This window comes from Aminobacterium sp. MB27-C1 (assembly GCF_030908405.1).
Taxonomy (GTDB): domain Bacteria; phylum Synergistota; class Synergistia; order Synergistales; family Aminobacteriaceae; genus Aminobacterium.
The window spans coordinates 604,733-621,849 of the sequence record NZ_CP133089.1; the positions used below are offsets into that span (position 1 = coordinate 604,733).

The following is a 17,117-nucleotide window of genomic DNA, read 5'->3' on the forward strand; positions in this document are numbered from 1 at the left end:
CAGGAAAGAATAAAGGGAGGCTGTCAATGGAGGCAGCCTCCTTATTTTTTTATGACCCTCTTTACCGAAGGGGCATACGTATTTTTTCCATGGTGATTTCTTTGAGGTTTGCAGCGCCACACATAAGCATAATGTTACGAAGCTGTTCGCCTAAAAATTCTGTATAAAGAGCAACACCTTCAGATTGGCCTCCGCATGCTGCTATAACATATGGTCGACCGATCATAACTGCGTCGGCTCCTAGTGCCAAGGCCTTGAAAATATCGGCTCCCGTACGGATTCCTCCGTCTACTATTATTTTGAGGCGATCTTGTACTGCTGCCCGAATTTCCGGTAAGACCTCACACGTGGCGGGAGCTGAGGGCATAACGCGGCCACCGTGAGAAGATACGACAATAGCGTGGGCCCCTGCCTCTAAGGCTTTAAGTGCGCCCTTAGCGGTCATAACACCTTTAAGAATGAAAGGAACTTTTGTCGCATTAGTAAGAAGGCGAAGGTCTTCCACGCTCTTAGGCGAGAGAGTATTGACTTTACTTCCCATGTTTTTCAACCCTGCCATATCAATATCCATTCCAAAAGCTGTGGGTTTTGTTGTATTAATTGAATCGAGTCTCTCTTGTAATTTTTCATTGCTCCACGGTTTGCATACGGGGACACCGCGATTCTTATGCCTTTTAATAATATCTATGCTGCTTTCGAACATCCCAGGAGCAGGTCCATCTCCCGTAAAAGCTAGGATACCTGCCTTGTTGGCTCCTTCAATGGTTAATTCCATATATTCGATGTCAGTCATAATACCGTTATAGTTTTTTTTCATACCACCTATGGGGGCAATAAAGATCGGATAGCTAAAGTTCTGACCGAACATAGCCAAAGTTGTATCTTGTCCGCAGTTTTCATAGCACGTATCCATATTGAGTTTGACACTATCCAAAAATTCAGTGCAAACAGTCCAAGAAGAACCGTTGCCTACAGCCCCCACTCCAGGGACTTCTCCACGGCAGGAGATGCCGTTACATACTTTACAGACTCTGCATCTTGGGGACATCTTTTCTTTTGCGCGCTCCCATATTTCTTGTATTGTCATTTTGAGATGCTCCTTTGTATAGAAAATATACCGTGTCATTGTAGTTTCTCTTATTATTGGAAGTCAAAATAAATTTGTTATGGGGGAATAAAAATATTTTTCTATTTTATGCCCTTATGCTTCATATAATTATGCTGTAGAGGTTAGAATACATAGGATAGGATAAAGGGGCATTTTTTGAGGGATGTTCTTTTTTTACATAAAAATTATGCCTCAAAAGGAAAAAATGGATATAATCAGACCTGGAGTTTGAATATAAGGAGGACGTAAGACTGATGGAAAACAATTTGCCTTCACTTCGGAATTTTCCCGTAGAGGCGTTAAGCGACGAAGACGTAAAGCTTCTTGATAATGCAGCTCGCAAGGCACGTATTGATGCTGTGACTATGGTTTCTCTCGCAGGGAGTGGACATCCTGCCGGATCCCTTTCAAGTATGGAAATGTACTTGGCTACATACGGTGTGGCCAATCTCACCCCTGAAAATTGCAACGATACAGACCGTGACTATATAGTCGTCAGCCACGGACATACCTCTCCTGGCGCATACGCGACTTTAGCTACATGGGGCTTTTTCGAACCTCTCGATGCTGTTGCCAATTTCAGATTATGCTCCAGTCCTTTCCAGGGACATGTTGAGAGAAATGTTCCCGGAATAGACTGGGGAAGTGGAAACCTCGGGCAAGGGCTGGCTGCTGGTGTAGGTTTTGCTCTTGCGCAGAAAGCCCGGAATAACGGCGGGCGTGTCTTTGTCGTTATGGGTGACGGAGAACAGACCAAGGGGCAGGTTGCCGAAGCACGGCGAATTGCGGTAAAAGAGGGACTTTCAAATATTACAGCCCTTATCGATTATAACCACATACAAATTTCCGGACGTACAGAAGATGTTATGCCTGTTGATGTGCGTTCATTATGGGAAGCCGATGGTTGGGGAGTTCTCGAATGCGATGGACACTCCTTTGCCGAGATCTATGCGGCTTTGCGCGATGCTGTAAATGACGATGTTCCGACAGTAATTATCTGTCATACCCAAATGGGAAAAGGCATCTCCTTTATGGAAGGTATTCCTGATTATCACGGAAAAGCACCGAGTAAAGATCAGTATGCAGAAGCCATGAAAGAGCTTGGCGGTGACTTGGAATATCTCGAAAAGGCCAAATCTTTACGGGGCAATCCGATGCCTGTAGGGAGAAAAATTGTTCCCAATTCAAATAATCTTGTCTATGGGGAACCTCGCCAGTATGACAGTGAAACGAAGACAGACAACAGATCGGCCTTTGGCAATGCTCTTGCCGATGTGGGAGCCCTTAACTATAAGAAAGAAGACAAGACACCTCTTCTTGTTTTTGACTGTGACTTGGCAGGTTCTGTAAAAACAGCCGATTTCGCTAAAAAGTGCCCTGAATGGTTTATTCAGACAGGCATACAGGAGCATGCTACTGCGACAGTTGCCGGAGCTGCTTCTGTGGCTGGCGCTGTAAGCGTTTGGGCTGATTTCGGAGTGTTCGGATTGAGCGAAGCCTATAATCAGCAGCGGCTGAATGACATAAACAAGACAAACCTTAAACTGGTGCTTACTCACGTGGGTCTTGACGTGGGAGAAGATGGCATGACCCATCAGTCCATTGACTACGTTGGCCTTTTAAGAAATACATTTGGTTGGAAACTTATTGTTCCGGCAGACCCCAATCAGACAGACAGAGCGACACGATGGGCCATTAAAGAAGCGGGGAATGTCTGCCTTGCCATGGGACGAAGCAAGTTGCCAGTCCTTACAGACGAGGAAGGCAAACCAATCTTTGGCGAAGATTATACGTTTGAATATGGTCAGGCAGTGAAGGTACGTGATGGTAAAGATGGTGCCATCTTTGCACTTGGGGCCATGACAGGAAAAGCTCTTGAAGCCTGGGAAATACTTCGTGAAAAAGGATTGAACTTCAAGCTCTTTTCCGTAGCTACTCCATTAGCCATCGACACGGCAGCTTTAAGGGAAGCTTGCGACACAGGCGTTGTTATTTCTGTTGAAGATCATCATTATCACAATGGTTTAGGTGTTAGCATAGCCTTAGCAATGGCTGAGGAAAGGCTTAGTGCTGCCTTTATGCCTCTTGGCGTACATTCATACGGTGCTTCTGGCAAGTCTGAAGAAGTAATGAAGCAGATGAAGCTTGATGCAGCGTCAATAGCTTCGCAGGCCGAAGAATGTTGTAAAGGAAGGGCGTAAGTAAAAAAACATGCACAATCTCTTGCTACATATTTGTTGTGCTCCAGATGCAACAATCCCATGGCCAGCACTTATTGAGGAAGGGTATTGTGTAACGGGATATTTCTACGGGCACAATATTCACCCGCAAGAAGAGTATAATCGGCGGAGAGAGGCAGTAGAGACACTTGCCTCTCTCCTGTCTCAATCTGTATATATAGAAGAATATAATCCCAATGAATGGCTTGAAAAGGCAAAGGCTTTATCTGAAGAGCCCGAAGGCGGGCGTCGGTGTTCCCTTTGTTTTGCCTTACAGCTGGAAGCCGCTGCTCAGAGAGCCCGGGAGCTTTCTTTTTCTTATTTATGTACGACCCTGACTATTAGTCCTCATAAAGATCCTGATAGAATTAATAGGTTGGGAGAAGAAATTTCAGCTCGATATGGAATTATATGGCTGAACAAGATATGGAGAAAAAATAACGGTTTCGTAGAATCGGTACGAAAAAGCCGTGAGATGAATCTATATCGTCAGAACTATTGCGGTTGTTGCTATAGCATACATGCCGAAAGTATTGATAAGAGGAGATGACCCCCATGGAGGATGAACGTAGCGTATTGCCTGTCGGAAAACTTCCCCCAGATATTCTAGAGAAGCACATATTGCAGTTTAGTGGAGCTAGACGGCCTGATGTTCTCGTTGGACCTGGCATTGGGGAAGATGCTTCGCTTATCCGGTTCCCCGAGGGAAAACTATTAGCTGTCTCTTCTGATCCTATTGTAGGCGCTTCGGAGGGTGCTGGAACCTTTCTTGTTCATATTAACGCCAACGATATCGCATGTAAAGGTGGAGATCCTGCATATCTCATTATTACGCTCATTATCCCTGTAGATCAGGGGCTTCCCTTTGCGTCGATGATCATGGAAGAAATCCACCACGCCTGTAAAAAAATGGGTGTTGCCGTTATAGGTGGTCATACGGAATTTACAGATAGATATAAAAAACCTGTCATAGTGGGAACGATGATGGGCCAAACATCGTATCTTTACAGAGCAACTGACATTTGTGTTGGCGATGGTGTTATTATGACCAAACATGTGGGGCTTGAAGGCATGTCCATACTGGCTCATGATAGATGCGATCTTCTCGAAAGAAGTCTGACCAGCGAAGAAATTCAAGAGGTTTCGTCATGGATTTCTTCAATATCCGTATTGGAAGATGCCAAAACTGTTCGAGATATAGCCAGATTTATGCACGATCCTACTGAAGGTGGACTTTTTGGTGGACTTGCAGAGATATGTCGCTTAAGCGGACTTGGCCTTCAACTCAATAAAGAGGCCATTCCAGTTCACCCCTTAACGAAAAAAGTACAGGACGACTTAGATTTTGACGTTTTTCATCTTATCTCTTCAGGAGTTCTTGTTGTTGTTGTTCCTAAAGAACATATTGACGAAGCATTGGCACGTTTCGAAGAGAAAGATATTTCTGCAACGTTGATAGGAACCATAGCTGCAGAAGGCCAGGACAATGATGAACTGAACACAAAAGAAGAACTATGGAGACTTCTTGATCTGTAAGAAGTCCCAATAAGGAGGAAAAAGTGCTTATGCAGAATATTTTTCACCGTACAGAGAAGTTACGTCAGTCTTTTCCCGCCCTTGGAATAGACGCTGTTGCGCTTTTTGTTTTCGAACGTTCTAATTGGGAAAGTGTGTATTACATTTCCGGTTTCCGTGGAAGTAGCTCTGGAGTTCTTATCACAGAAAAAGAAACATTTCTTGTAACAGATGGGCGCTATTTAACGCAGGCATCGGAGCAGTCGCCCTTTACGCTGGTTCCACAGGGACAACGTTCTCTTCTTGAAACAATGTGTGATCTTATGGAGGAACATGGCTGTTCTCGAATCGGAGTGGAGAAAGAAAAGATATCGGCTAAGACATTTGAGCAGATTCAACATTCACTGGAAGGAAAAGAATGGTGTGATATTTCCAGTCTTCTGCCTATAATGCGGAGGACGAAGGATACTTCTGAGATTGAGCTGATCAAAGAGGCCGGAATGATTGCGTGCAATGCTTATAGAGAAGTTACAGCCCGAGTACAAGAAGGGATGTCTGAAAAAGAGTTTGAAGCTCTATTGGAATATATGGTGAAGAAGCTTGGTGCTGAGGCAGGTTGGGGAAATCATAATTTTATAGTTGCCTCTGGAGCTCGGAGCGCTTTGCCTCACGCGGCACCCACTGACCAGCCTTTCAAAAAAGGAGATTGGGTGACAGTCGATTTTGGTGCTATGGTTGGAGGATATATCTCTGACCTCACGCGTAATTTCTGCCTTGGCGAACCTGATTCGAAAGTGCGAGAGATCGAAGCAATTTTGCTGCGTGCCCATAAGGAAGCAGCAGCAGCCCTTAAACCAGGTGTTGCCGGAAAGGACATAGATGCCATTGCCCGTAAAATCATTTTTGATTCAGGGTATGGGGAATATTTCAACCACGGTCTGGGACACGCTTTGGGATTGGAGATTCATGAAAATCCGAGATTATCTCCATTAAGTAAAGATATTCTTCAAGTTGGGGATGTAGTCACTATAGAACCTGGCATTTACATTCCTGGTTTCGGAGGAATGCGTATCGAAGATGATTATCTCATTACGGAAAATGGAGCGGAGCGTATTTCCGGAGATTTAGATCAGGGGCTACTTATTCTTTAATACATTAACGGTTGCTTTTTTAACAGAGAGACGGATATAATGTCTCTACATGTGAAGTTTAAAAAATGAAGGAGGGGAAGTTATGACAAAGTATGTTTGCACAGTGTGTGGATATGTTTATGATCCTGCAGAAGGGGATCCTGATAATGGTATTGCCGCTGGAACATCTTTTGAAGACCTTCCGGAAGATTGGGTTTGCCCAGTTTGTGCCGTTGGAAAGGATATGTTCGAGCCAGAAGAGTAGTCTTTCTTGTGGCTTGTTGTATAAGTCTTTTTAATTTAGTAGAAGGAAGAGGGGATTTTTCCCCTCTTTTTTCTTGACTTCTTCCTTGCCTGAATTATAATAGACCAATCTTAAACTATAGTTCTAAAATTTGACTATATGTAACTAGTGTTTAAATAGGGAGGAATAGGTATGAAGAAGTTAGTCGTGTTGCTTGCTGTTATTTTTGTTTTTACGAGTGCTATTGGTGCGATGGCTGCCCAGTCAGCTCTTGAGAAAGATGTTATTCGAGTAGGAACCGAATCGACGTTTCGCCCCTTTGAATTTAGAAACGTTGATAATGAAGTTGTAGGATTTGATATTGACCTCATTAACATGATAGCAGAAAAACTTGGTAAAAAAGTTGAAATCGTAGACTCATCTTTTGACTCTCTTATCCCTTCTTTGCTGACAAAGAAGATTGATATTATAGCAGCAGGAATGAGTGCAACTGAAGAGCGAGCAAAACGCGTTGCCTTCTCAGATACGTATTATCTTACCCCTTCCGCAGTCGTTGTTAAGGCAGAAGAGTCGGGAATAACAAAGGAAGAGGATTTAAAAGGTGATAAAGTGGCTACCGTTCAGATGGGTACAATTCAGGATGCGTACGTCTCTAAGCTTGGTTTGAAAGAAGTCAAACGTTTCTCGAAGACGGATGACGCTTTCAGAGAGGTTCTTCTTGGACGAGCCGATTTTGCAGTAGTAGATGGAACTGTAACTCAGGAAAACCTTGAAAATAACAAAGATTTTACAGATACGCTTAAGAAAGCTTTCAACCTTTATATCGATAAGGGAATGGCCCTGGCCATGAGTAAAGATGATCCTCAGTTCGTAGAGGCTGTCGATAATGCTCTTCGCGAGCTTAAAGAATCTGGGGCACTTGATGAGCTTGAAAAGAAGTGGATGGGAGAGAAATAGTATTTAAAAGCAAGAGCTAGAAGTTTCGCTACGTTGCTTAACTATACGAGATAAAGCGATGAGAAATTACCGTGTAAGGTAGTTTCTCATCGCTTCTTTTTTATGTAACGTGGCATTAAACGCTTCTTAGTTCTCTTTATTTTCCAGCTGGAAGAGAATCTCTTGTGTTACCCTAAAAAGCTCTTCTTCCTCAAGACTCTTGCTTTCTACAATCAATGTGGTGTGTTCTGGAAGACGGATAGATAAAGCTTTTCCAACTTGCGGGTAGCTTTCGAGTAGCGCTCTGTATTTTCCCAGGGAGAGAGTGCGGTAGGTAGCTCCAAACCCCATGGGGCGGTCATCTGTGTTAACTTCCTTTTCAGGAATGTAAAGATCGCCGCTTCCTGAGCCAGAGAGCACCGTAAGACTGAAATTACGCCCACCTGGGGCAATATAACGTCGTTTACGCCATATGCCATAATTGCCAGAAGGAGCCTCTAGTTGTTGTGAAAAAAGGTCTTCTCCTGTCCATCCTTCAAGATCAGGCAACGTATCTATTGCGGCTGAAGATACTTCTGCAGAGAAGAGCAGAAGCATCAACGAGAAAAATACTATTTTATGAAAAGGTTTCATCTCTATCCCTTCTTTCGAAGACAACTCTTTAGGTGATATTTTAGCATCAAAAAAGGGGCCCGAAGGCCCCTTCCCCTCAAATAGAACTACAGATAGCTTGCAAGCCCGAGTTCTATAAGTTTTTCTTCTGTTGGTATTCCTTCTTCATTCCATCCTCGCAACGAGTAGTATTGAGGAAGCATGGAATCAAGACGATTGACTCGTCCCTTCATAGGTCCATTGGGAATTGGATCTTTCAACAAGCGTGGAGGCAACGTGTCGTCACTTTTTGAGAGACCTGCCTTCATATTGAAAAGACGTTCGAGGTTCCAGATTCTATCTCCAGCCTGCATGAAGCTTTCTTCTGTATAATCGACTCCCGTTACTGCCGCAAGTTGAGGAGCAATATCTGCGGCTCCAAGGGCGAATGTTGTGAAAAGGCACATTCCCGCAGAGTCAAGGGCAGCGGTGAGATCTTGAAAAGCCTTGAGCCAGACGGGTTTAGTTTCGTTATCTTCAGGATCTATTTTTTCGGGAGCGCCCAATACTTCAGGTGAAGTCAAATAACCTCTTACATGGCACCCGCCTCGGTTGGAAGTTGCGTATTCAAGACCCATACCTTGCAAGGCTCGTGGGTCGTAGGCTGGCATTTCCTGCTTTTTAACGGTCATGGAAAGTTCAGGATGGCCCCATTTTTCAGCCAATCTCCACGATCCTTCAGCAAGTTTATCGCCAAATCCACGTCTATAGGCTGTATCTTCTGTTAACTTTACCATAGCGTTAACATTGCCAAAATGCAAGTCATATCCAGTTTCATTTTCGGTAAGAACGCCCATTTCGTAAAGTTCCATGGCGCAGGCTATAGTGGAACCGAGTGTTATTGTGTCCATTCCCAGTTCGTTGCAGATAAAATTGGCTTTGACAATAGCATCAATATCGTCAATGCCGCAATCTGGGCCGAATGACCACGTGCTTTCATATTCTGGCCCTTCACCCTGCCCCACATAGATACCGTTGCTCTTGGCAACTCGTCCACATCCGATTGGGCATCCCATACAGCCCTTATTTTTTATGAGGTTTTTCTCATTGTATGTTTCGGCACTGACTTTATCTGCACCTTCGAAAATAGCTTCTCTGAAGTTTCTTGTGGGAAGAGCTCCCGCTGAGTTGATGATGCCGACAAGTACGTTTGTTCCGAAGGTTGGCAGTCCTCCTGATGTTACTGGATGTTCTTTGAGTTTCTTTCGTGCAGCGGCTACGCTCTGGAAAACGGCATCCCGATCGGCAACTTTGATGCCCTTCGTTCCTCGAACGACGATGGCTTTAAGATTTTTAGAGCCCATAACGGCTCCTACACCGGAACGGCCGGCGGCTCTGTCTTTTTCGTTCATAATGCAGGCGAATTTAACGAGGTTTTCTCCTGCCGGCCCGATACAGGCTACTTTTGCTTCAGAGTCTGTCTCTGTGAGCAGGGAGTCTGTTACGGAGTGAACATCCTTTCCCCAGAGATGACGTGCGTCACGAATTTCTATCATGTCATTGTATATGTAGATATAGACTGGAGCTTTGGCTTTTCCTTCAAGAATGACCATGTCAAAACCGGCATATTTAAGTTCCGGTCCCCAGAACCCCCCCGAGTTGGAAGCCGCAATGGTTCCCGTCAGAGGTCCCTTGGTTATAACATCGTATCGTCCTGATGATGTGGTGAGGGTGCCGGTAAGAGGTCCCGTGGCAAAGATGAGTTTGTTTTCAGGGCTGAGCGGGTCGACTGTTGGGTCAACTTCATCTATATAGTATTTTGTGCCAAGGCCGCGTGCTCCTATAAAGAGACGGGCGTCTTCGCTTCGAATAGGCTCTATTTTCCACGTTTTTTCGCCGAGATTTACACGTAAAACCCGACCTGTCCATCCAAACATTATGCCTCAACCTCCTCAACTATCGCTGCAAATTTAGCGGCATAGGCTCTTTTCTTTTCGAGGTTATCCTTTTCGGCAGGAACATATTGAAGAGCTTCGGTAGGGCAGAAAAGAGCGCATTGAGGATCACCATTGCATTGCGTGCACTTAAAGGCGCTTTTGCCCTCTCTGTTATAGGAAATGTTCCCGAAAGGACAGGCAACTACGCACATACGGCATCCAATGCATTTTTCTGAATGAATATTAATAATGCCCGTTTCCTGATCCTGTTCCAGTGCGCCAGTCTTGCATACTGATGCGCATGGAGCGTTTTCACATTGCAAACATGTCATGGGAACATGTATTCCCAGTTCGAATCTGAACACTTTGATTCGAGCCAGGGAAGGACGACATTCCCCTTCCTGAGACAAAGAACAAGCTACCTCACAACTGCCACATCCAATGCAGCGATCTGGCGAAATGAGTAATACTTTTTCCATGAACTTTTCTCCCCTTTCACATTTTGCAATATAGTTGAATTAGCCTACCCCCGTGTTGCTTTTACTTTTGAAAAAACAAGTGCGTACGCTTCCTCTTTACGACGACATTGCGGGCATATCTCTTCATAAGAGCTAAGATCGTTATCGTCGTCGTAGTTGAGAGCTGCCCGTTCTAGCTGCTCTTTTGTTGCGAAAAAGCGTCCACATCGAGTGCACTGTACAAGTTGGAACTCTCTTCCCCAGAGTATTCGTACGCCATCCTTTTCCAGCTTTTCTATAGCGCCGGTTGGGCATACTTCTGCGCATGCGCCGCATCCGATACACGACGTTGGCGGTTCCTTGAAGGGCGATGTGACCTCTCGTTGATGACCTCGCCGGCAGAAATCAAGACATCCAATACCTTCAGCTTCGCAGGCACGAACGCAAAGGCCGCAGAGAATACATTTCGATGCAGAATCGTGGGTGGCATTCTGAGACGTATCAATCGGAGTATTGAGAGATGGATTGGGAGATAGATCGAGTGGGGGAGCGAGATGAGTATCAAGTGGAGTGTGGGGAAGGGGATCTGGCGAAGTATTGAATCGGGTGGGAACAGAAACGTTGTATTTTTCAAAGAGATGGCGAAGAACTGGTGTGTTACACGCTTCTTTTGCCTCTTTGGCGATAAGTGTCAGTACGAATTTCCGAAGCGAGTATATTTTTGGCGTATCCGTTTCTATGATGAGTCCGTCTTTTGTAATGGGATAAGAGCACGCCATAACGACTTTGCGCTTCTTGCCTTCTTCTATCTCTACGGAGCACATTCGGCAATTTCCATCAGCCGGTAATCCAGGGTGGTAGCAGAGAGTGGGGATATGGATGCCAAGAAGACCGGCTGCTTCTAAAATGGTTGTTCCTGCTTCGATGTTCAAAGGATTTCCGTTTATAGTGATAGAGATCATGATGTCGCCTCCTTTGGCCTGGGTTCGATAGCTTCGAAACGACATACCTCCAGGCACATTCCGCAGGTAATACATTTATCGTGGTCGATCTTTCGAATATCCCTGTCATTTCCCGAGATGGCGCCAGTTGAACAGTTGGCCTGACAGGCACCGCAGCCTATACACTTGTTACGGAGAATAAAAGGCATGTACATTCCTTGGCAAACGCCGGCTCGGCAGAAATGTTCCCTTTCGTGTTCTTCGTATTCTTCTGAAAAATAGCGAAGGGTGGAGAGAACGGGATTGGCCGCTGTTTTCCCAAGTCCGCAGAGAGCTGTTTCGGGCATATTCTCTGCAATAGCGCGCAACCTTTCAGTGTCTCCAGCTTCACCTTTCCCCCTTGTCAATTTATGAAGAATCCGCTGCATTTCCATAAGGCCTTCACGGCAGGGAGTGCATTTACCGCACGATTCCGTTACGAGAAAATCAACAAAATATCGGGCTACGTCGACCATGCAGCTTCGTTCATCCATGACGATCATGCCACCGGAGCCCATCATAGACCCTACGTCAGCCAAATGGTCGAAATCCACAGGAAGGTCGAGGAAGGATTCGGGAATGCATCCTCCCGATGGTCCACCTGTCTGTACGGCCTTGAAAGGCCTGTTTTTCAGGGTTCCCCCTCCAATATCAAAGATAATTGTACGGAGAGTTGTTCCCATGGGAACTTCGACGAGGCCGCTGTTTTTGACTTTGCCTACGAGAGAGAATATTTTTGTGCCTGGGCTCGTCTCTGTTCCCAGACTTCGAAACCAGCTGGCTCCCTTCGAAATAATGGGAGGAATATTAGCCCATGTTTCTACATTATTAAGAACTGTAGGTTTCTCCCAGAGTCCTTTCTCTGTAGAACGGATATATTTGACCCTCGGAACGCCGACCCGGCCCTCTATGGAGGCCATTAGCGCTGTCGATTCGCCGCAGACGAAGGCTCCGCCTCCACGATAGACTTCAATATCGAAGGAAAAACCGGATCCGAGAATATTATTGCCGAGAAGCCCCACCTTACGGGCTTCCTTTATCGCCATGGAGAGGTGCTTGACGGCTAACGGATATTCGTCTCGCACATATATAAAGCCCTTATTAGCGCCTATGACATAAGCACCGATAGCCATTCCCTCAATAACGCTGTGGGGGTCGCCTTCCATAAGACTTCGGTCCATAAATGCCCCTGGATCCCCCTCGTCCCCGTTGGCGACAACGTAGCGAATGTCTGATTCTATCTTTCGAGCGGATTGCCATTTCTTGCCGGTAGGGAATCCGCCGCCGCCCCGGCCTCTCAGACCGGAATCGATAATTTCTTGTAAAACATGTTCTGGCCCTGTTTCGAAGGCCCGAAGAAGGGCTTCGTAGCCGTCGGCCAGAATATAGTCGTCTATTTTTTCAGGGTTGAGCTCTCCTGAATTGCGGAGGGCGATTCGTGTCTGATGAGAATAGAAGGGAATCTGTTGGGCTTCGGTAGTCGATTTCTTCGTGTTGGGATCCCGATAGAGAAGATGACTAATTGTTTTTTGCCCTAAAATGGTTTCGTCGATGATCGACTGAACGTCTGATGGCTTGACTTTCTGGTAGAAAATGTTGCCTGGGTTAATAGTTACCAGTGGGCCATGTTCGCAAAAACCGTGGCATCCTGTTGAATCCAGGGAAATCTGAAGATTAACGTTTAACTTCCTCTCTTTGAGTTCCTTTTCGAAGGCGCGGTATACGTCGCGACTCCCACTTGCGATACATCCCGTACCAAAACATATGCGGACGGAGGGAATGGTAGCCGCTGTTTTTTCTTCTTGTAGTTTCCTCCGGTATTCACGAAGGTCTGAAGGGGTGTTAAACGTCATTGTTTCGTTCCTCCTCAATCATAGATGGAATGAGATTGGGCGTCATTTGTCCGTAGACTTTTTCATTGACCATGACTACAGGAGCCAGAGCGCACGCACCAAGACAGTTTACCGTTTCCAGAGTAAACTGACCATCTGGAGTTGTCTCCCCTGATGAGATAGAGAGTTCCTTTTGCAGCGTGTTGAGGATGAATGCCCCTCCTCTGAGGTGGCAGGCTGTTCCCCCGCAAACACGAATGGTCTTACGTCCTCTTGGTGAGAGCGTAAAGGCTTTGTAAAAAGTGGCGACACTGTAAACGCGACTTTCCGGAACATCAAGATAGGTAGCGACTTCTTTCATCGCTTCGACGGGAAGATAACGGAAGGTTCGTTGAATATCCTGAAGAATGGGAAGAAGAAAGCGTGATTCCTTGGAGTATGAAGAGAGAATGTTCAGCAAGGCTTCTTTTTGTTTCTGGCGGTTGTCAGAAGACATAGTAATATTATGGTCTGTCAATGAAAGTCCCCCCTTTATGCCGACTTTCTGACAATTCTTTTATATTGTACAACTTAATTTGTTTTTGTCACTTTCTCCCTTGAGCGGGTACATCGCCACTTTTCTTTTTAGACGTCTTCCCCAAATCATGTTAAGATTTTTCAGTTAGACTGTTTGTTATGTTAGAATATTAGAATTTCTATGGCCAGGAGGAATACGTGTGTATCGTTTTGCATTAAAGGTATATGGCTGCCAGATGAACGTTTATGATGGCGATAAACTTCGTACAGCCCTTATTCAAAAAGGGTGGAAAGAGGTAGAGGAAGAAGAGGCCGATCTGGTTATCTTCAATGGCTGTAGTATCAGGGCCAAAGCTGAACATAAAGTGTGGAGCGAACTCGGTCGTTACGGTGATAGCTGGAATGAGAAAAGCAAACCTTATGTTGCTGTAACCGGCTGTATAGCCCAGCGTTTGGGAGAGGCCATGATGACTCGTTTTCCATGGGTGCGCCTTGTGGGAGGTCCCCGTCATATAGGAAATCTGCCTGAGGCATGCGAACGAGTAATGGCAGGGGAGTGTATCTCTCTTCTTGATGAGGACCCCAGAGCCTTTATTGACCTTGAGGTTCCTCCTATTAAAAGAGTGAATCCATGGAAGGCTTATGTGACTATAGCTCATGGGTGTGATAACTACTGTACATATTGTATCGTCCCCTATGTGCGAGGGCGTTTTGTTTCCAGATCTCCAGAGTCAATTATCAGAGAGGTTGAGAAACTTGTTGCCGATGGCATAAAAGAGGTAACTCTTTTGGGTCAGAATGTCGACAGTTATGGTCTTGATTTTGATAATGGCTACGCATTTTCATCCCTTCTTCGCGATGTAGCTAATATTGAGAATCTGCCTCTTATTCGTTTTGTAACCTCTCATCCGAAAGATTTTACGCCGGATATTGTCAAGGTTATGTCTCGTTACCCGAAGATTTGTCCGTCGATAAATCTTCCCATACAGTCGGGGAGCGAGCGCATATTACAGAAAATGAACAGGAAATACACTCTTGAAAAGTATAGAGAGACTGTTTCTATCATTCGCAACGCTCTGCCAGAAGTGGGATTGACCAGCGATCTTATCGTAGGATTCCCAGGCGAAACAGAAGAAGACTTTCAGGATTCTGTAGCGGCACTTCACGAGTTCCGTTACGATCTTGTTCATACAGCCGCATATTCTCCCCGTGAAGGAACAGTGGCTGCTACAATGCCAGATCAGATTCCTCAGGAGATAAAAATGAAACGTCTCAATATCGTTAACGAAATACAGTCTCGCATAGCTTCGGAAATCAACCAGAGCCTTGTAAATAGAACGTATTCGATTCTTATTGACGATGTTGCTCCGAAGGGAGAAGGATTGGTTCAGGGTCGTACTCCTACTGATAAAGTTGTTATTATCAAGGGTGGAAAAGACCTTATCGGTCATTTTGCTACTATAAAAATTACTTCTGCTGATAATTGGTGCCTTTACGGAGAGGTGATTGATATCGTTGACTAAAGAAAAAACGAAGGCGCTCTTTTTCTTCGCCGCCGGAATTCTTTGTCTCGTCTTCGCAGGTTTGCTGATTACCACTTTTTCAGGACGATGGGAGGCAGGCCGTCCCACTGTTGTTGCAGGGCCCCTGCCTGTTGCCAGAGTGGAGAAGGAACCGCAGCCGATGGAACAGCAACCTGTGGAGGAAAAAGACGAGTGGGTCGTATATATAACGGGGTGTGTTCAAAAGCCTGGTGTCTACCACGTTCCAGCTGATTCGAGAGTCTATCAGGTTGTCGATATGGCTGGCGGGCTCTCTTCACTGGCCGATCACGAAGCTATCAATCTCGCGACGCCGTTACAGGATGGGATGCACATTCACGTGCCGGCTCGTGGCGAGGTTCCCAAAGAGGATGTTCAGACGAAGGGGACGTCTTCCGTTTCTTTGAATGGGGCTGTCGCGTCTCGTGCAGAAGAAAGGGATATAAATAGGAAGATTGATATTAACAGTGCTTCAGAGGAACAATTACAGGCATTACCAGGAGTTGGTCCCAAGACAGCAGCGTCTATAGTGAGTTACAGAGAGTCTCAAGGGGACTTTGAGGTCGTTGAGGATCTGTTGAGGGTGAGAGGTATTGGCCCTGCAAAATTCAAGAAGATACGTCAACTGGTTACGATAGGTTCATGACAGCTCTCGGCAGAATGCCGGCCCTCTTTCCCTTTGCCGGCATATGTCTGGCCCTTCTTGTTCAGCAACGTGGCGTGTCATTGATATGGGATTCTTTACTGGCCATGCTTGGCACTCTGGCGTTGCTTTTCCTTTTTACTGACAGAGATGCTCCCGATTATTGGAAGGCCGCTATAGGACTTCTTCTTATTGCGGGAATTGGCAGCATGGGAGTTTGCCTGAGAGTGTCTGAGCCTTTTGACCATGCCGGAGAGAGATACAAAGGGCAGGGCGTTGTTCTTTACGAGCGTTCCTGGGGAGGAAGAAGGGCTCTTTTGCTTCGAACCTCAGTAGGTCGGGTTATGGTAAAAGTAGGGCCCCAGTATGAACTTCTTCCTGGAGATAAAATAAAATTATCGGGGATACTGCTCGAACTTCCGTCAGATAAGGATAATTCCTTTCGAGAGGACCGATATTGGAAAGCCCGCGGAGCCGTTGGCGAGATTATTCCAGAAGATGTTTCGTTGCTTGGCTCATCACGCTGGATGTCGCCCATTGGGTGGAGAAATGCCCTCGTACAGCGTATTCTTTTGACATTGCCTCCCCGTACGCGAGGGTACATACTGGCCTGTTGGACCGGTCTGAAATCTCCAGTGTTGAGCTTTAAGCATCAGCAATGGGGGACGAGCCACCTATTGGCTGTTTCCGGTTTTCACGTTGCTCTTTTTGTTTCAGGCCTGTGGCTTCTTATTCCCGCAGGAAAGAAAAGGGAGCTCGTGGTTTCTGGTGCTTTGTGGGGCTATATTTTCCTGACTGGAGCGGCTCCAAGTGCGATACGAGCTGCAATTATGATGCAGATAGCTCTTTTAGGGCGCTTATTTGGCCGACCTCCGTCACCTGTTAATTCCGTTTCACTGGCGGGACTCTTGCTTCTTTTATGGCGTCCCTTCTGGTTTTGGGATTTGGGATGGCGTCTTTCTATAATAGCGGCTTTGATTATTGCCGCAGCCCTTGAGAGAAGACTTTCTCCTCTGTGGTGGTGTAGTGTGAGTCCTGCAATTTGGGTGTCTACTCTTCCGCTGGTTTCCGCGGTCTGGGGGAGTGTCCCCTTGGCGGGAGTTGTTATGAACACTTTTGCCGGTGCTGTTTTTGGCGTTTTATATCCTCTGAGCTCTCTTTTGGTCTTGCCGTCGTTACTGGCTATCCCTGGCGGATATTGGCTTTCCCGCTCCGCTGATGGGCTCTTTTATCTTTGGGAACTTTGTGCTGATACGATTGTTCGTTTTGTTCCCTGTCACGTCTCGTGGAACCCCTTCTGGGGAGCTTTTGCCGCTGGAATTTTACCCTTGTTTCTTGCTCGATCCATTCGGCTTTCGTGGAAGCGTTCTCTATCGACGGCATTACTGTTACAATGTGTTGTGATATTGATTTTGATGTAGTATTTAAGATTAAGAGTTGAGACTGAGAGTTATGGAGGTTGAGAGG

Annotated in this window: 16 protein-coding genes; 9 read left to right on the plus strand and 7 right to left on the minus strand. The window is 45.9% G+C overall.

Features of this window, described 5'->3' with window-relative positions; translation table 11 throughout:
• Nucleotides 1–61: 61 nt before the first annotated feature.
• On the minus strand, nucleotides 62–1,087 hold the full coding sequence (locus tag RBH88_RS02915) for an alpha-hydroxy-acid oxidizing protein (RefSeq protein ID WP_213690856.1): 1,026 nt from the start codon (nucleotides 1,085–1,087) through the stop codon (nucleotides 62–64).
• Between the two features lie 275 nt (nucleotides 1,088–1,362).
• On the opposite strand from RBH88_RS02915, the gene RBH88_RS02920 reads away from it, so the two are divergent.
• The 6 genes from RBH88_RS02920 to RBH88_RS02945 all read left to right on the plus strand — a co-directional run bounded on the left by RBH88_RS02920 (nucleotide 1,363) and on the right by RBH88_RS02945 (nucleotide 7,173).
• Entirely contained in the window at nucleotides 1,363–3,309 is a 1,947-nt protein-coding gene (locus RBH88_RS02920; RefSeq protein ID WP_307879851.1) for a transketolase, read from the plus strand.
• Nucleotides 3,310–3,319: 10 nt separating this feature from the next.
• Nucleotides 3,320–3,877 carry an epoxyqueuosine reductase QueH gene (locus RBH88_RS02925; RefSeq protein ID WP_213690858.1) on the plus strand — a complete coding sequence of 186 codons (558 nt, stop codon included), beginning with the start codon at nucleotides 3,320–3,322 and terminating at the stop codon, nucleotides 3,875–3,877.
• A gap of 5 nt (nucleotides 3,878–3,882) precedes the next feature.
• The gene (locus RBH88_RS02930) at nucleotides 3,883–4,863 is read left to right on the plus strand and encodes an AIR synthase family protein (RefSeq protein ID WP_307879852.1); all 981 of its coding nucleotides are present in this window, start codon (nucleotides 3,883–3,885) and stop codon (nucleotides 4,861–4,863) included.
• 29 nt (nucleotides 4,864–4,892) lie between these two features.
• Complete coding sequence (locus RBH88_RS02935; RefSeq protein WP_307879853.1) at nucleotides 4,893–5,993, plus strand: Xaa-Pro peptidase family protein; 1,101 nt, start codon at nucleotides 4,893–4,895, stop codon at nucleotides 5,991–5,993.
• Nucleotides 5,994–6,075: 82 nt separating this feature from the next.
• Nucleotides 6,076–6,237, plus strand: a complete 162-nt coding sequence (gene rd, locus RBH88_RS02940) for a rubredoxin (RefSeq protein WP_213690861.1) — start codon at nucleotides 6,076–6,078, stop codon at nucleotides 6,235–6,237.
• 171 nt (nucleotides 6,238–6,408) lie between these two features.
• Nucleotides 6,409–7,173 carry a transporter substrate-binding domain-containing protein gene (locus RBH88_RS02945; RefSeq protein ID WP_213690862.1) on the plus strand — a complete coding sequence of 255 codons (765 nt, stop codon included), beginning with the start codon at nucleotides 6,409–6,411 and terminating at the stop codon, nucleotides 7,171–7,173.
• Between the two features lie 126 nt (nucleotides 7,174–7,299).
• On the opposite strand, the gene RBH88_RS02950 is transcribed toward RBH88_RS02945, so the two are convergent.
• The 6 genes from RBH88_RS02950 to nuoE form a co-directional block, all read right to left on the minus strand.
• Nucleotides 7,300–7,785 carry a hypothetical protein gene (locus RBH88_RS02950; protein WP_307879854.1) on the minus strand — a complete coding sequence of 162 codons (486 nt, stop codon included), beginning with the start codon at nucleotides 7,783–7,785 and terminating at the stop codon, nucleotides 7,300–7,302.
• A gap of 86 nt (nucleotides 7,786–7,871) precedes the next feature.
• Complete coding sequence (locus RBH88_RS02955; protein WP_307879855.1) at nucleotides 7,872–9,680, minus strand: aldehyde ferredoxin oxidoreductase family protein; 1,809 nt, start codon at nucleotides 9,678–9,680, stop codon at nucleotides 7,872–7,874.
• Nucleotides 9,680–10,159 carry a 4Fe-4S dicluster domain-containing protein gene (locus RBH88_RS02960; RefSeq protein ID WP_213701259.1) on the minus strand — a complete coding sequence of 160 codons (480 nt, stop codon included), beginning with the start codon at nucleotides 10,157–10,159 and terminating at the stop codon, nucleotides 9,680–9,682. Before RBH88_RS02960 ends, RBH88_RS02955 begins: the two co-directional genes overlap by 1 nt.
• 44 nt (nucleotides 10,160–10,203) lie before the next feature.
• Nucleotides 10,204–11,100 carry a 2Fe-2S iron-sulfur cluster-binding protein gene (locus RBH88_RS02965; protein WP_213701258.1) on the minus strand — a complete coding sequence of 299 codons (897 nt, stop codon included), beginning with the start codon at nucleotides 11,098–11,100 and terminating at the stop codon, nucleotides 10,204–10,206.
• On the minus strand, nucleotides 11,097–12,971 hold the full coding sequence (locus RBH88_RS02970; protein WP_307879856.1) for an NADH-ubiquinone oxidoreductase-F iron-sulfur binding region domain-containing protein: 1,875 nt from the start codon (nucleotides 12,969–12,971) through the stop codon (nucleotides 11,097–11,099). Before RBH88_RS02970 ends, RBH88_RS02965 begins: the two co-directional genes overlap by 4 nt.
• Complete coding sequence (nuoE, locus tag RBH88_RS02975) at nucleotides 12,961–13,467, minus strand: NADH-quinone oxidoreductase subunit NuoE (protein ID WP_307879857.1); 507 nt, start codon at nucleotides 13,465–13,467, stop codon at nucleotides 12,961–12,963. Before nuoE ends, RBH88_RS02970 begins: the two co-directional genes overlap by 11 nt.
• A gap of 199 nt (nucleotides 13,468–13,666) precedes the next feature.
• On the opposite strand from nuoE, the gene miaB reads away from it, so the two are divergent.
• Genes miaB through RBH88_RS02990 form a run of 3 tightly spaced genes read left to right on the plus strand, consistent with a single transcriptional unit; the run spans nucleotide 13,667 to nucleotide 17,071 of the window.
• Nucleotides 13,667–14,989, plus strand: coding sequence for a tRNA (N6-isopentenyl adenosine(37)-C2)-methylthiotransferase MiaB (gene miaB, locus RBH88_RS02980; protein ID WP_213701257.1), 1,323 nt, complete (start codon nucleotides 13,667–13,669; stop codon nucleotides 14,987–14,989).
• Complete coding sequence (locus RBH88_RS02985) at nucleotides 14,982–15,653, plus strand: helix-hairpin-helix domain-containing protein (protein ID WP_307879858.1); 672 nt, start codon at nucleotides 14,982–14,984, stop codon at nucleotides 15,651–15,653. Before miaB ends, RBH88_RS02985 begins: the two co-directional genes overlap by 8 nt.
• Complete coding sequence (locus RBH88_RS02990; protein ID WP_307879859.1) at nucleotides 15,650–17,071, plus strand: ComEC/Rec2 family competence protein; 1,422 nt, start codon at nucleotides 15,650–15,652, stop codon at nucleotides 17,069–17,071. The genes RBH88_RS02985 and RBH88_RS02990 overlap by 4 nt, the downstream gene beginning before the upstream one ends.
• The last annotated feature ends 46 nt before the right edge of the window (nucleotides 17,072–17,117 follow it).